The organism is Bacteroides sp. AM07-18, assembly GCF_003602695.1.
Classification (GTDB): domain Bacteria; phylum Bacteroidota; class Bacteroidia; order Bacteroidales; family Bacteroidaceae; genus Bacteroides; species Bacteroides uniformis.
In genome coordinates, this window is the sequence record NZ_QTLM01000012.1 from 1 (window position 1) to 14,697 (window position 14,697).

At 36.9% G+C, this 14,697-nt stretch carries 16 protein-coding genes; all 16 read left to right on the plus strand.

From position 1 onward, the window contains the following. Positions 1–104 precede the first annotated feature (104 nt). A complete protein-coding gene (locus DW096_RS13750) occupies positions 105–1,631 on the plus strand; it encodes an oligosaccharide flippase family protein (protein ID WP_009038229.1) in 1,527 nt (508 codons plus the stop codon). Between the two features lie 4 nt (positions 1,632–1,635). Continuing rightward, on the plus strand, positions 1,636–2,601 hold the full coding sequence (locus tag DW096_RS13755) for a glycosyltransferase family 2 protein (RefSeq protein ID WP_009038230.1): 966 nt from the start codon (positions 1,636–1,638) through the stop codon (positions 2,599–2,601). Between the two features lie 11 nt (positions 2,602–2,612). Continuing rightward, positions 2,613–3,842: an EpsG family protein gene (locus DW096_RS13760; RefSeq protein WP_233555721.1), complete on the plus strand. Its 1,230-nt coding sequence runs from the start codon at positions 2,613–2,615 to the stop codon at positions 3,840–3,842. An 8-nt stretch (positions 3,843–3,850) separates the two neighbouring features. Further along, positions 3,851–4,933, plus strand: coding sequence for a glycosyltransferase (locus DW096_RS13765; RefSeq protein ID WP_009038232.1), 1,083 nt, complete (start codon positions 3,851–3,853; stop codon positions 4,931–4,933). A 12-nt stretch (positions 4,934–4,945) separates the two neighbouring features. Then, positions 4,946–6,121, plus strand: a complete 1,176-nt coding sequence (locus tag DW096_RS13770; protein WP_117652570.1) for a glycosyltransferase — start codon at positions 4,946–4,948, stop codon at positions 6,119–6,121. Between the two features lie 372 nt (positions 6,122–6,493). Beyond that, on the plus strand, positions 6,494–6,610 hold the full coding sequence (locus DW096_RS19685) for a hypothetical protein (RefSeq protein WP_270309537.1): 117 nt from the start codon (positions 6,494–6,496) through the stop codon (positions 6,608–6,610). A gap of 29 nt (positions 6,611–6,639) precedes the next feature. Beyond that, positions 6,640–7,797: a glycosyltransferase family 4 protein gene (locus DW096_RS13780; RefSeq protein ID WP_120028786.1), complete on the plus strand. Its 1,158-nt coding sequence runs from the start codon at positions 6,640–6,642 to the stop codon at positions 7,795–7,797. Positions 7,798–7,973: 176 nt separating this feature from the next. Further along, on the plus strand, positions 7,974–8,123 hold the full coding sequence (locus DW096_RS19585) for a putative toxin-antitoxin system toxin component, PIN family (protein ID WP_233555722.1): 150 nt from the start codon (positions 7,974–7,976) through the stop codon (positions 8,121–8,123). A 133-nt stretch (positions 8,124–8,256) separates the two neighbouring features. Next, complete coding sequence (locus tag DW096_RS13795) at positions 8,257–8,865, plus strand: sugar transferase (RefSeq protein ID WP_120028785.1); 609 nt, start codon at positions 8,257–8,259, stop codon at positions 8,863–8,865. A 6-nt stretch (positions 8,866–8,871) separates the two neighbouring features. Continuing rightward, entirely contained in the window at positions 8,872–9,834 is a 963-nt protein-coding gene (locus tag DW096_RS13800) for an acyltransferase (protein ID WP_009038238.1), read from the plus strand. A 21-nt stretch (positions 9,835–9,855) separates the two neighbouring features. After that, positions 9,856–10,500 carry a serine acetyltransferase gene (locus DW096_RS13805; protein ID WP_120028784.1) on the plus strand — a complete coding sequence of 215 codons (645 nt, stop codon included), beginning with the start codon at positions 9,856–9,858 and terminating at the stop codon, positions 10,498–10,500. A gap of 1 nt (position 10,501) precedes the next feature. Continuing rightward, positions 10,502–11,251 carry an SDR family NAD(P)-dependent oxidoreductase gene (locus tag DW096_RS13810; protein ID WP_120028783.1) on the plus strand — a complete coding sequence of 250 codons (750 nt, stop codon included), beginning with the start codon at positions 10,502–10,504 and terminating at the stop codon, positions 11,249–11,251. Continuing rightward, positions 11,248–12,072: a 1-deoxy-D-xylulose-5-phosphate synthase N-terminal domain-containing protein gene (locus DW096_RS13815; protein WP_009038241.1), complete on the plus strand. Its 825-nt coding sequence runs from the start codon at positions 11,248–11,250 to the stop codon at positions 12,070–12,072. The genes DW096_RS13810 and DW096_RS13815 overlap by 4 nt, the downstream gene beginning before the upstream one ends. Beyond that, positions 12,059–13,024: a transketolase family protein gene (locus DW096_RS13820; protein ID WP_233555723.1), complete on the plus strand. Its 966-nt coding sequence runs from the start codon at positions 12,059–12,061 to the stop codon at positions 13,022–13,024. Before DW096_RS13815 ends, DW096_RS13820 begins: the two co-directional genes overlap by 14 nt. A 3-nt stretch (positions 13,025–13,027) precedes the next feature. Next, positions 13,028–13,258: an acyl carrier protein gene (locus DW096_RS13825; protein ID WP_005832318.1), complete on the plus strand. Its 231-nt coding sequence runs from the start codon at positions 13,028–13,030 to the stop codon at positions 13,256–13,258. 5 nt (positions 13,259–13,263) lie between these two features. Beyond that, a complete protein-coding gene (locus tag DW096_RS13830; RefSeq protein WP_120028781.1) occupies positions 13,264–14,697 on the plus strand; it encodes a class I adenylate-forming enzyme family protein in 1,434 nt (477 codons plus the stop codon).

Consider the following 14,697-nt stretch of genomic DNA (forward strand, 5'->3'; position numbering starts at 1 on the left):
TTCAAATATTTCAAAGAACTCTTTTAGATTTTAATGGGACAGTAATGATATTCAGTATAGATTAATGTTCTATCTTTGGTAGGTGTCTGAATACAAAAAATTTTATGAAAGTAACCCAGTTGCATAAGAATTTTATATCCAACATTCTTGCACTGATTGCTAATGTGGTTGTAGGAATATTGTATACACCATATCTGATTCGTTCATTAGGTGTAGCAGCTTATGGAATACTGCCATTAACATTGGTTATTAATCAATATATCAGTGTATTAACTGGCTCATTGAGTGGTGCTCTGACACGATTTTATTCCATTGCATTGCAGCGGAATGACACTGAAAGAGCTTCTAAATGTTTAAGTACGATAATGGGGGTTTTTATTATATCCATTATCATATTGTTTCCCGTACTATTTGTATTTATAGATCATTTGGAGGACTTATTTAATCTTCCAATTGATCAGTTTAGGAGTGCGAAATTTTTGTTTTTGTTTACTATTTGCAGTCTTTTTACTTCTTTGTTTTCTTCATCGCTGAATGTAACGCTGTATGCGGAAAATAAACTAGATTTGATGAATTGGCTGAAGATAGGACGGACTTGTCTAAAGTTTGTTTTAGCTATTCTCTTTTTCAGTTTTTTAGATAAGAATGTGGTATATATAGGCGTGGCTAATTTAATAACTGAAATACTGGTTCTCTTGTTCAGTTATATCTTGTTCAGGCAATCAAGAAATAATCATATCACTATAAAAATTAGTTTATTTGATAAGACATTATTGGTATCCATTTGGGGAATGGCTTTGTGGACTATAATACATCAAATGGGAGATGTAGGGATATATCGGATTGATAATATTATAGTAAATAATAGTTTTGGTATAAGTGATTCTGGAACTTTGGGTGCTGTTTCTGAATTTGGAGTTTATGTAGGTTTAGTGGTCTCTGTGATAGGCTCATTGTATGGTCCTATTATTTTAAAAGCTTATGCTAAGGGAGAACATGATAAAGTGCAGAATATAGTACTCAATAATTCGCTTATTGTAGGGTCGCTGTCTGCAATTATGTGTGGCATCATGATGGGAATGGCGTCGAATGTGCTGACCTGTTGGCTTGGTTCTTCCTTTTCTGAATATGATAGGTGGCTTACATTGAAATTATTACCGTTACCTTTTTTTGCTGCTGCGGGTATTTATGCATTTTCAAATAGAGCGTGTAATATCGTTCGATATCCAGCTATTATAACCGTAATGATGGGAATATTGAATGTGGGGATTCTATGGTTTATTTCTCATTTTGTGTCAAAAAAAGAAATGAATACTATTGATATAATTTCATTAATGTTATGTTTCTCTTCATTTATTGTAATAATTCAAAGTTTTACACTTAATTCTATCTTTTTTTTAAAAACATATCCGGATAGTAAGCATCAAGTGGTAATCATATTTTTGAAAATTTGCTTAGTGCTGATTATGGCTTATACTTTTTCTAAATCTATAGCTTATTTTTGTATAACCTCTAATATGCTTGAATTAGTTGGATTATTTTTGATTTCGGGAATTTTATTATTGTCTTTAGTTTATCTTTTTTTCTTTAATAAAGTGCAAAAAAAAGCTCTTGCTGAATTGATTAAATAATATCATGAAAATATCTGTAATTATACCAGTCTATAATGTAGAGCGATATATTGCTCGTTGTCTTGACTCGATTTTAGCTCAAAGTTTTCAGGACTTTGAAGTTGTGATAGTGGATGATTGTGGTACTGATAACTCTATGATGATTGTTGAGCAATATGCATCAAAAGATGATCGTTTTGTTGTACGTCACAATAAGCAAAATATGGGATTAATGTGGACACGTCGGGAAGGTTATTTAAACGCGCGGGGAGAATATTTTGTTTTTTGTGACAGTGATGATTATCTGTTACCTGATTCTTTGGGATTGTTATATGAAGCGATCTGTTCTACTCAGGCAGATATTGTAGTATCATCATACGTTAGACATACCTTTAGAGGGAAAAATGTAGTTCAGTACAATAAGCTATCGTACGGTGAGGATCGCACTTCTGTTTATAAATCATTGTTATCCGGAGAAATGTCTCATTCTTTATGGGCAAAAATATTTTCGGCAAAACTATTCCGAGATTATTTATATGAGACGAAAGTTCATCAAACGAATAGTGAAGATGCGCTTCTTTTTTATCAAGTAGTGGAGCATGTAAAAAAAGTAGTTGTCATTCAGGAGCCTACTTATTGTTATGTATTCAACTCCACATCATCTATTATGAGAGATACTCGAAGTAAACTTCCACAAATTTTGTTTTTTCAACATTGGCAATTTAATTTTTTGAAGTCGAAAAATGATTTATCGGAATATCTTATTAAATCAACTATTTTGAAAAGAGTCGATTTAATGAAGTATAACGTAAGTAGTCATATACTCTTTCCGGAAGAAGATTTACGAAAGTATATTTCCTTACATAATTTATTGAATATATTCCCTCTTTTTCAGGCTTTCATTTTATATTTAAAAATTAATTGTTTCTTTTTTCCGTATTTGGCTAATTTGAAATATGAACTACGAATGTGGATTTTACGAAATTTCTGACTATGTAATTCATGGTAAATAAAGATGTGTTTGGAAAAAGAATGTTTTTGGCATTTCTTTTTTTGATAAATCCATTTCTTGCATTTTGTTTAGCTGTTTATCTGCTATCCAAACAAAAAGAAGCATTGTTTACAACCGTTGTCATTGTTCTGTTCTTTGGACTTTTGGGTTATACCTGCTTACCTTTTTCAACAATGGACATCACTCGTCATTATGTGATGTTTGATAAAATGAAACAAGCTGTTTCTTTTTCGGATTTTGTCTTTTATGAGTCCCTATCGGAGAAACCTGATTTTTTTTTAGATTTGTTATATTGGACATTAGGAAAATATGTTAATACGCATCAAATTGTAGGATTTCTGGGAGCATCTATTTATTATGGTTTTATGGTAGGGATTATACGAAATTGGTGTAGTGTTTTGTCCATACAATCATCGAAGATATTTCTGCTTTTACTGATTATGTTTTTGGCTTTAATTCCTATATATGAGTTTTCGGGTATGAGACAAGGGAATGCGATTATGATATTCTTATATATCATAACAAAATCTGAAATGTCTATGCTAAAACGTGGATTATTGTTGATAATACCTTGCTTGTTGCATTTTTCATTATATCCCATCGTTGCATTATACATTTGTGCTTGTATGGTGAAGAAGAAGATACTTTGGATTATAGCATTATGTATGATGTCTGCTTTCTTTTATTTTACTCCATTGATGGCTTGGTTGATGAATATCTGTTCTTCTATGGGAGGAATGGGTGCCGGGATTGCCGAAAAAATAGATGCTTATCTATTTCAGGGTGAAGTGGATTCAGCATTGTATTCTGGTTCTGTTCTTCGTTTTTTTATTATTTTAGGATTGCTTTTCTTCTATCCGATAATTGCTTATTCTGTGAATAGAAAGATTGAAAAAGGGAGTTTTTTTGAAAGATTTCATAATTTTTTCATCTTGTTTTTCTCTTATCTTTTTTTTTCATCATCTTCATATATTCTCTCTCGCAATTTGATGATGTTCAAACTATTAATCGTACTGTATGTTGTTTATGCGCTTTATACATTTGCCTTCAAGTGGTATTTAAAAAGGTTGTTGATTTGTTTGTGTCTTATAGTCTGCATATCAGGACCTTTCTCTTTCATTCTTGGGAGGGAGTATAGAACATTGAATTTTTCTTTGTTTACATCAAATATAATAGAATTGCTAAGTATAAAAACTAATCCTGAAGGATATTCCATTTAATAATTAAGATGAAAACTCTCTTTCTTATAACCTCTTTAGAGCAAGGTGGTATTGAAACATATCTACTTAGATATTTGGAATATTTTCAAGAACATGAAGCTATTGTGATTTGCAAATCGGGTGGTTTGGGAGAACTTTATCCCCAATATACTCAGATGGTAAGAGTTATCCCTATGTATTTTTCATATTTTGGTGGTGTTCGGTATTATAGATATTATAAATTGCTGAAAAGGGAGCAGGTCGATACGGTTTGCGATTTTACCGGGAATTTTGCAGGACTACCTCTTTTTGTAGCTTGGTTCGCGAGGGTAAAAAAGAGAATCGCATTTTATCGTGGTTCTACAAATCATTTTAGGGAGACACGTATTCGGTTACTCTATAATGCTTGTATGAGAAAACTGGTATCAGTCTTTGCTACCAAGATACTTTCAAATTCAGTAGCAGCACTTGATTTTTTCTTTCCTAAACGTGACAGGACGTCAGATAGATTTGATGTTATCTATAATGGAATGGACATGAAAAAGTTGTCAAAACTGGAAAAGAAACGGTTACGCCAAGAATTTGGTTTGCCTTCTGATGCTTTTGTTGTAGGGCATACAGGACGCTGTAATGAGGCAAAAAATCATGATACCATTTTGAAGGTTGCTTCTGAACTTTGCCATAAGTATAAAGATATTCATTTTGTATTGGTGGGTAAAGGAGTGAAAGAGAAATACGAAATGATGGTTCAGCAGATGGGGTTGAATAAACAAATTCATCTGCTTGGTTATAGGGATGATGTTCTTCGGATTCTTCCATTATTTGATTTATATTATTTCCCGTCGCTGACAGAAGGGCAGCCCAATGCTCTGATTGAAGCTATGGCTACAGGGTTGCCTTTTGTTGCTTCTGATATAGCTCCGATAAAAGAATCGGTTCCTCCTGCAATTCGTTCATTGCTTCTTCCTCCTTGTGACAGTGAAAGGGCTGTGAAAGTGATAGAACGAATCTATAAAGGGGAGAGTGACGGAGCGGAGTATATGTGTAAAGAGTGGGCGCAACAGCATTTTGATGCGGATGAATTGTTCGCTAAATTTAGAAGAGAGTTATAATCTTAATTATCTATGGACTTGGTTTTTTGTACAGAAGCACGTTTTGTGCGTAGGTCTTCAGGGGTAGTGTACAGTATTGATGGGGGGCTTACTAATAGTTTATGGGAACGTTATTTGCGTAAGTTCGGCCATGTGTACGTAATGGCGCGTGTGCTTCTTGATGATGATTATCCGATAAACGATAAGTATTTGGCATCGAATGAACGAGTTTCGTTTATAGATTTGCCGTATTATGTCGGACCTATACAATATTTGAAAGTACGTAGAAAGCTAAATAAGATAGTTGCAGCGAATTTAATGTCTGGATGTGTTTATATTTGTCGGGTTCCAGGGGAAATAGGGACACTTATGGCAAGGCATTTGAAAAAAAATGGGATGCCTTATGGGGTGGAAGTGGTAGGAGACCCATGGGACGTATTTGCTCCTGGGGCTGTTAGACATCCACTTCGTGTGTATTTTCGTTATAGGGGGACGCATGATTTGAAACAGACTGTTGCTCAAGCAAATGCTGCTCTTTATGTTACAGAATATCAGTTGCAAAAGCGTTATCCGATAAGTAATTCAGTCTTTAGCATTTCAGCATCAAATGTACAGATTTGCTCTTGTAATTTACCGTCTTCAGGAAAAAAATTGTATAAAAAGAAGGAGTACAATCTGTTGTCGGTAGGTTCTTTGGAACAAATGTATAAGGCGCCTGATGTGGTTTTGCAGGCGTTGGCATTGTTAAAGACCAGAGGGGTGAATTGTAAGTTGACATGGTTGGGGGAAGGTAAGCATAAAGAGGCAATGCGGAAATTGGCATCAACATTACATATTTCCAATGATGTGATTTTTAAGGGAAATGTAAGCCGGGATGAGGTGGATGAAACATTGAGGAATACTGATCTTTTTCTGTTAGTTTCACGTACTGAGGGATTGCCACGTGCCTTAATTGAAGCAATGGCTATGGGATTGCCTTGTATTGGTACCCAAGTGGGGGGGATTCCTGAATTGTTGGATGAACAAGTGTTGATTCCGGTTGATGATTCGCAGGCTTTAACCGATAAAATTGAGTTCTTGTTGAACCATATAGAGGCGATAGACAAGCAAGCAAGTAGAAACTATGAATTTGCCAAAAAATATTATGATTCTATTCTTCAACAAAAGAGAGAATCGTTTTATCAATACCTTATTTCTATCGTAAAATGAAGCCTTTTTCTTTTCAACATAAACTTGGACGTGTGCTTTTGTCATGGATTCAACACTATAATCACGAAAAATATTGGAAACGGCGAGATATCGTAATTAATCCCAATGATAAAACTTACCTTTTACTAAAACTATATTATTTATATTACATCAAACGTACAGATGCTTATCACAATTGTTCTTTTGGAACTAACTTAAATTCCGGAGCTTATTTTGCAACTCCTCCCCACCTTCCTCATGGACCAAAGGGGATTATAGTGGGACACGATGTTCGCATAGGAGCAAATAGTATTATATATCAACAAGTTACAATTGCACAGGGGGGGGGTAAAAATACTAAACAATGTATTGATAGGAGCTGGTGCGAAGATATTGCCCGGTGTTTCAATAGGTAATAATGTTAAAGTGGGTGCGAATGCGGTAGTGGTGGAAGATGTACCCGATAATGCAACTGTGGTATTGCCGAAACCGAGAATCATTTTGAAATAATGGAGCATTGGAATGGAAAGATAGTTCAGATGAAAAAGAATAATAGAAAGAAGTTTTATATAGTGACTACTGTACCTGCATCATTAAACTTCTTTAAAGGGCAATTGGCATATTTGAGCAATGATTTTGAGGTAGTTGCTATCTCGTCTGATAAAAAAAATCTTGAGCACTTTGGTGAGGGAGAGGGAATTGATACTTATCATATCCCAATGGAGAGGCCGATTTCACTTTTGAATGACTTTAAAAGTCTCATAAGGTTCTTGTTTTTCTTCAGCAAAAAGAAGCCTGATATTGTACATGGAAATACCCCTAAAGGAAGTTTTTTGTCGATGATAGCAGCTAAACTGACAAGTGTGCCTGTAAGAATTTATATGTGTCATGGACTCAGGTATCAGGGATATGGCGGTTTGATGAGAACTTTGTTGAAAACAATGGAGCGTGTCTCATGCTATTGTGCCACAGAGGTTCTTTGTGTGAGTAATGGGGTAAAAGCAACATTAATGGAAGACGGCATTTCTAAAGCATCAAAATTGAAAGTTATTTGGAATGGGAGTGCCAATGGTATTGATACTAATAGGTTTGACAGGAAGATGGTTTCTTTGGAGGCACTTTCTTCTATTGCAAATTCTGTTGATAGATTTGTTTTCTGTTTTGTTGGGCGCATTGTGAAAGATAAAGGGATAAACGAACTGGTATTAGCTTTTAATAGATTGTCTGCTATATACAATGATATAAATTTGATGTTGATTGGCCAGTTTGAGGATAATGATAACCCGGTAGATAAAACTACTAAGGAAGACATACATTCGAATTCTAAAATTCATTTTTGGGGAATTCAAAAGGATGTCAGACCATTTATGTGTGCTTCTGATGTGTTTGTTTTGCCATCGTATAGGGAAGGATTTGGAATGGTGCTCATGGAGGCCGGTGCATTAGGTGTTCCATGTATAACCACGGATATAAATGGTTGCAACGAAATAATCCAAGACGGTGTGAATGGAAGGATAATTCCGCCACGTGATGAAGAAGCCTTGTATGAGGCTATGAAATGGATGTATGAGCATCGGAATGCAGAAGTAAAAGAAATGGCAAAACGCGCCCGTCCGATGATTATAGAGCGTTATGAGCAGCATAAAGTTTGGGAAGCACTATTGGAAGAGTACTGCTCTTTGGACAATAATGTCTGATTTTGTTTTAATATTCCAATAACTAATATCTGATGAAGATAAATTGGAATTGAATCGTGCACTTGCTGCTGAGGTGAGAGGCAGCAAATTGAAGCGGTTGTTGGATGTCTTGAAAACAAATGAGATTTTGCAAGAAGATATTGATTCTGAAGTAGAAACGGTAAGACAAGAAAATTATGAAAAGCGACTGCAAAACGAGAATTATTATTGATACAAATCTTTGGATTAGTTTTTTGATTGGCAAAAAATTGGCTGGTCTTTTGGATTTTTTGTCTGATGAAAAGGTTGAACTTGTTGTTTCAAATAATAACCGTAATGGAATTTGATGTATTGGCTTCTTCATCGGGCTATTCCTTTTTTGTACATGAAGATTTTGAAGATTATTATCATCTTGTTGTCAGAGAATAATTCTTTAAAATATATAGATACGATTTCTTCTTAGTGTATAACCATTAAATCATGTATTCTCATTTTTTTAAGAGGGTGATTGACTTCATCCTTGTGTTTTGTGTGTTGGCTTTGATTTGGCCGATATTGTTTCTTGTTGCCCTTTGGTTGCATTTTGCCAATAAAGGTGCTGGAGTCTTTTTTACTCAGGAACGCCCAGGAAAACATGGCAAAATATTCCGTATTATAAAGTTTAAGACCATGACGGATGAGTGGGATGCGGAAGGGAATCTGTTACCGGACGTACAGCGTTTGACTAAAGTGGGTAGGTTCATTCGTTCTACAAGTATTGATGAGTTACCACAGTTGATTAATGTCTTGAAAGGGGATATGGCTTTGATAGGTCCTCGTCCCTTACTCCCCCAATATCTTCCTTTATATAGTAAGGAACAAGCCCGACGACATGAGGTACGTCCTGGTATTACGGGGTGGGCGCAGGTGAATGGGCGTAATGCCATCAGCTGGACACGGAAGTTTGAATTGGATGTGTGGTATGTGGAGCATTGTTCATTTTTACTTGATTTGAAGATAATGCTTCTGACAGTAAAAAAAGTGTTTGCAAAAGAAGGTATAAACCGGGGAATGGAAGTTACAATGCCCTCTTTTACCGGTGACAATTAAGTGTATATGAAGGAAAGAAATATTAGTATAGATATACTAAAATGCTTTGCTGCGATATTGATTACAAATTCTCATATGGGAATCTTGTATGGTAATTATAGTGTATTGGCTACGGGGGGAGCTATAGGTGATTCTTTATTCTTTTTCTGTAGTGGTTTTACTCTTTTCCTTGGAAGGATGGGCAGATTTGATAATTGGTATAAACGTAGAATCAATCGGATATATCCTACTATTTTTGCTTGGGCTATTTTGACCTCTTTTTTCTTTCATAATCATAATGACATGAAAGATGTGCTTTTAAGGGGGGGGGGATGGTTCATTAGTTGCATAATGATATATTATGTTTTCCTTTACTTTATTCAACGATATTTTCTTCATAAATTGATAGATGTCTTTTTGATATTTGTATTAGTTTGTGTGTGCTGGTTTTTCACATTTGACAGAGGTTTGGGATTTAATATGTATGGTGGTTCTGTTTTGAGATATGGTTTTTCGTTTTTGCCCATGTTGTTGGGGGCAATAATTGGCATTTCTAAAAAAGACTTTCATTTTTGTTTTAAATTTGATTTTATAAAACTGATGTTGAATGTGGCGCTGTATTATGGCATTATGTTTTTGACTACAAAAATGACTTTGGTGCGGGAATGGCAAATAATATCTCTGATTCCTTTATTGTTTATTACATATTATTTTTATAAAGTATGTAATAGTCTAATTTTAAAATCTTGTTTTGAACATAGAATTTGGGGATGGGGTATCAAGTTTATAGGTGGGCTCTGTTTAGAAATCTATTTAGTACAGTCTCCACTTTTTACGGATAAGATGAACGCTGTCTTTCCGTTGAATATTCTCATAATGTTCTTTATCGTATTTGGGGTAGCGTATATATTAAGATGCGCTTCTCGAGTGTTTGCACAAACTTTTAAAGAACAAGAGTACGATTGGAAAGAGGTGATTAAAATGATATAGTTTAATAGATAATGTAGAATAATGAAGGATATTGCTATTTATGGTGCGGGTGGTCTTGGAAGAGAGATTGCTTGTGTATTGAAAAAGATTAATATGGTTACGCCAACTTGGAACTTACTTGGTTTTTTTGATGATGGTTTAGAAGTTGGAACAAAGAATGAATACGGTGAAGTGCTAGGTGGAATGAATGTGCTGAATTCGTATATAGGTTCGTTAGCCCTAGTGATAGGGATTGCTAATCCTGTTGCTATCCAGAAGATTGTGAGTAATATCATGCTGGAACGGATAGAATATCCCAATATAATTTCCCCTGATGTAAAATATATGGATGAGAATAACTATTCTATTGGAAAAGGCAATTTTATTAATGTTGGGTGTCTGTTGAGTTGTCATGTGTGGATAGGGGATTTTAATAATTTTGGTGCTTTTTCTACAATAGGTCATGATACTCAAATAGGTAGTTATAATGTGATAATGCCTTCAACTCAAATTTGTGGCTGCGTTTCAGCTGGTGATATTAATTTCTTCGGTATAAGTTCTATTGTGTTACAAGGATTAAACGTAGGTCATAAAGTAACAATAGGTTGTCATAGTGTACTGATGACCGATGCTAAAAGTGAATATACTTATTTTGGGAATCCAGCAAAACCGATAATAAAAAAGTAGAATGGGAGAATTAAAAGGAAAGACTGCCCTCATTACGGGTTGTAATCGAGGAATAGGCAAGGCAATAATGCAAGAACTGGTTGCCGGTGGAGCCAATATTATAGCTTGCACTCGTAAACAGACAGCTGAGCAGGATGCTTTTTATAGGCAATGCCAATCAGAATATGGAATACAGATATATCCTATCTATTTTGACCTGTCTGATGAGGATGCCATACGGATTGCTTTAAAAGAAATATACTCTTTAAAAATTGTCATAGATATACTTGTGAATAATGCCGGTATATTGAATACGGATGGGTTACTCCGATTGAAGATGGAAGATGCTCATAGGGTGATGCAAGTGAATTATTTTGCTCCCCTGCAGATTACACAAGGAATTGTGAAATTGATGTTGCGCTCAAAATCGGCATCTATAATCAATGTGGCATCTATTGCAGCCTTGAAACCGACTGTGGGTAACACTGTATATGGAGCCAGTAAAGCAGCCCTTATAAGTATGACTACTTGTTGGGCAAAAGAACTTGCTTCAGCCAAGATTCGAGTGAATGCTGTAGCACCGGGGTATCTTGATACGGATATGAGCACCTCTGTTGATAGCAAGGTGATGGGGCGACTGGTTGATGATACATCATTGAAAAGATTGGGTACTGTGGAGGAAGTGGCTAAAGTCGTTTCATTTCTTGCCAGTGATGATTCGTCATATATTGACGGTGAAGTTATAGAAATTACGGGGGGATATAGAATATGATTGAAAATAAAATAATTAGCCTGGAAAAAGATTGTTATGATATGAAACTTAAGGCTCTTGAAATGGCTTTAAGTACGGGCAGTAACGGTTCTCATATAGGTGGAGCTTTCTCTGCTATGGAGATATTTGCAACGCTCTATTCGGTAGCCCATGTAGATGATACATTTGACGAGAAAAGGGACCGGATAATCGTCAGTAAGGCACATTGCGTTTTAGCCTACTATACGGCTTTGTGGAAGAAAGGCCTGCTGTGTGAGAAAGATTTATCCACATTTGATAAGAATGGTACCTCTTTTCATGGACACCCACATCGGAATTTAACTTATGGAATAGAATTTTCGGGAGGTAGTCTTGGCTTGGGGCTATCTTATGCTGTAGGAGTAGCTTTGGCTATGCAGAAAAAGCACCAGAGTAATAAAGTCTATGTGCTATTGGGTGATGGAGAGTGTGACGAGGGAATCGTATGGGAGTCATTGATGTCTATTGCAAATTTCAAACTGAATAATCTTATAATCATTGTAGATAGAAATGGCTATCAACTAGATGGTCCTACCAAAGAAATCATGAACCAATACTCTTTGGAGGAAAAGTTCAAGTCGTTTGGTTTGGAAGTGGAGGTCGTAAATGGGCATTCTATAGAGGAGTTGCTATGCGTTTTGAATAAGCCATCTGATGTATCAAGGGTGATTATCGCAGATACAGTAAAAGCGAATGGCATTTCATTTCTGATGAATAATAAGATGGCGCATCATTGCGTGTTGTCATTGAAGAAATATGAAAAAGCTGTAGAAGATATAAAAGCAATGTATGATGGGAAATAGTAAGATTAATCCTAAGATTTATTCAGCTTTAGGACAAGGTGGAAGTATGTTTGGTATTACATTGCCCGATGTGGCTCGGAAAAAGGATAATGTGATTGTTCTCTCGGCTGATATGTCAACACCTGCCGGACTTGATAAATTCAAATCCTTGTATCCAGACAAGTTTTTCAACTTAGGAATTGCTGAGCAAAACATGATTGGAGTGGCAGCTGGATTGACGGATGAAGGATATAAAACAATATCCGTAGCCCAGGCTTGTTTTGTTTCAATGCGTTGCTTTGAACAAGTCCGCCAATTCTTGGGGTATATGCATTCGGCACAAGTTCTTGTGGGGATTGGTTCCGGATTTTCGTTGACACTAATGGGAAATACCCACTATGCGTTGGAGGATATTTCATTGATGAAAACAATTCCCGGTATGACGGTGATAGCTCCTTGTGATGCATTGGAGGCAATGAAGGCTCTTGAAGCTGCAGTACAGTTGGAAAGCCCCGTATATATTCGCTTGTATGGGGGAACTGCAACTCCTATTGTCTATCACGAGGATTTTGATTTCAAAGTGGGCAAGTCTGTCACTCTGCGAAAGGGGAAGGATTTGCAGATCATAGCTACCGGAAGTATGGTGTATATGGCTATGCAGGCAGCTGAAATTTTAGCAGGGAAAGGAGTTTCTGCTTCTGTTGTCGATATGCATACTGTCAAACCTCTGGATATTGAAGTTATAGATTTTAATGCGCCTTTCATTGTTTCTCTTGAAGAACACCGTATGGTTGGAGGTATGGGCGACTCCTTGGCAGATTACTTATCACAATATAACTCACATCCTAAATTGCTGAAAATAGGAGCTTGGGATAGTTTTTCCATAGTGGGTGACTATCCTTATATGATGGAACAGAACGGATTATCAACTGATAAAGTCGTAGAACGGATTATGTCATTTATAAATAGATAGATTATGAACGTAAAAGAAAAAGTATTTGAGATTGTAGCTTCTGTCTGTGAAACGGAAGTATCCAATGTTAATGAGAATAGTACAATCGGTGATTTTCCCCAATGGGATTCTATGGGACATTTGACAATCCTTTCTAATGTAGAAGAGGCCTTTGATATCAATTTTGAGCCGGAAGAGATGATGGATCTGGAAGATGTCCATGATATCATAGCAGCTGTGGAGGAAAAGTTGTAATAATTATGGTGATAGAGGAAATCATATATCGGCATTCAATTACTTCTCCCGAAAAGACGGCCGTCATTTCGGGGGAAGTGACTGTCTCTTATCGTGTCTTGTGGAACAATATCAAGCATACGGCTGCCTATTTCATTTCTAAGGGAGTGGGAAAGGGCGACCGGATCATTGTCTCTGCAAGTAAAAATATAGATTTCATTTATGCCTATTTTGGAGCGCATCTGGCAGGGTGTATTTGTGTCCCGATTGATCCGGAGACCAATGTAACCCGTCTGGAAAGGATCATTGATTGTGCAGCACCTTCCATGATTATCGGCGAGCTACGCAATAAAGGGGGACATGAGGTGCTTCCGTTCACAGAGATAGGATTCGATAAGGATTTTGATGTGGTTTTTCCTCAAGAGAGGGATATTGCCGACCTTCTGTTTACTACCGGTACCACCGGTATGCCCAAAGGGGTGGTTTTGTCCTACTCCAACCAATTGTCCGCTGCAAATAATATAAATACTTTCATAGGGAATACTTCCGAGGATATTGAATTGCTGGCTTTGCCTATCAGTCATTCTTTCGGCTTGGGCCGGCTGAGATGTGTACTGGCTAAAGGCGCCACTCTAATCCTCTTGGGCAGCTTTGCCAGCATGAAGAGATTCTTCGGTGAGATAGAAAGATGCAGGGTCACTGGTTTTGGTATGGTGCCTGCCAGCTGGGCCTATATTGCCAAGATGAGTGCGGATAGGATTGCCCGATATGCCTCCCAATTGAGGTATATAGAGATAGGCAGTGCATTTATGCCGAAAACTGAGAAAGAGAGATTGATGCGTCTGTTGCCTGATACCAAGATATGTATGCACTATGGGTTGACCGAAGCTTCGAGAAGCGCTTTTATCGATTTCCATACCGATATGGAACATTTGGATTCAGTGGGCAAGTCTTCTCCCGGTACGGAAATTGTCGTTTGTGATGAACAAGGAAATTTACTTGCGGCAGGGCAGGAGGGCGAGTTGTGCGTAAAGGGCGGACATGTGTGTGCTGGCTATTGGGGAGTATCAGAAGATATCTTCAGGAATGATTTTTATAACGGCTATTTCAAAACCGGAGATTGGGGCTACATTGATCACTCCGGCTATATATACCTGAAAAGCCGTAAAAAGGAGATTATCAATGTCGGCGGGAAAAAAGTCAGTCCGATTGAGGTCGAAGAGGCCTTGAACTCCATTCCGGGTATTGAGGAGTCTGCATGCATCGGTGTGCATGATGATGTGATGGGAGAAGTCGTGAAGGCTTTCATCGTTGGCTGCCTGACGGAAGAGGATGATGAAAGGGTCCGGAAAGAGATGGCGGCTCTGGTGGAGAATTATAAGATACCGGTCTATCTGGAACATATTGATAGTATTCCCCGAACAACATCGGGCAAGATACAACGGTTATTATTGAAATGA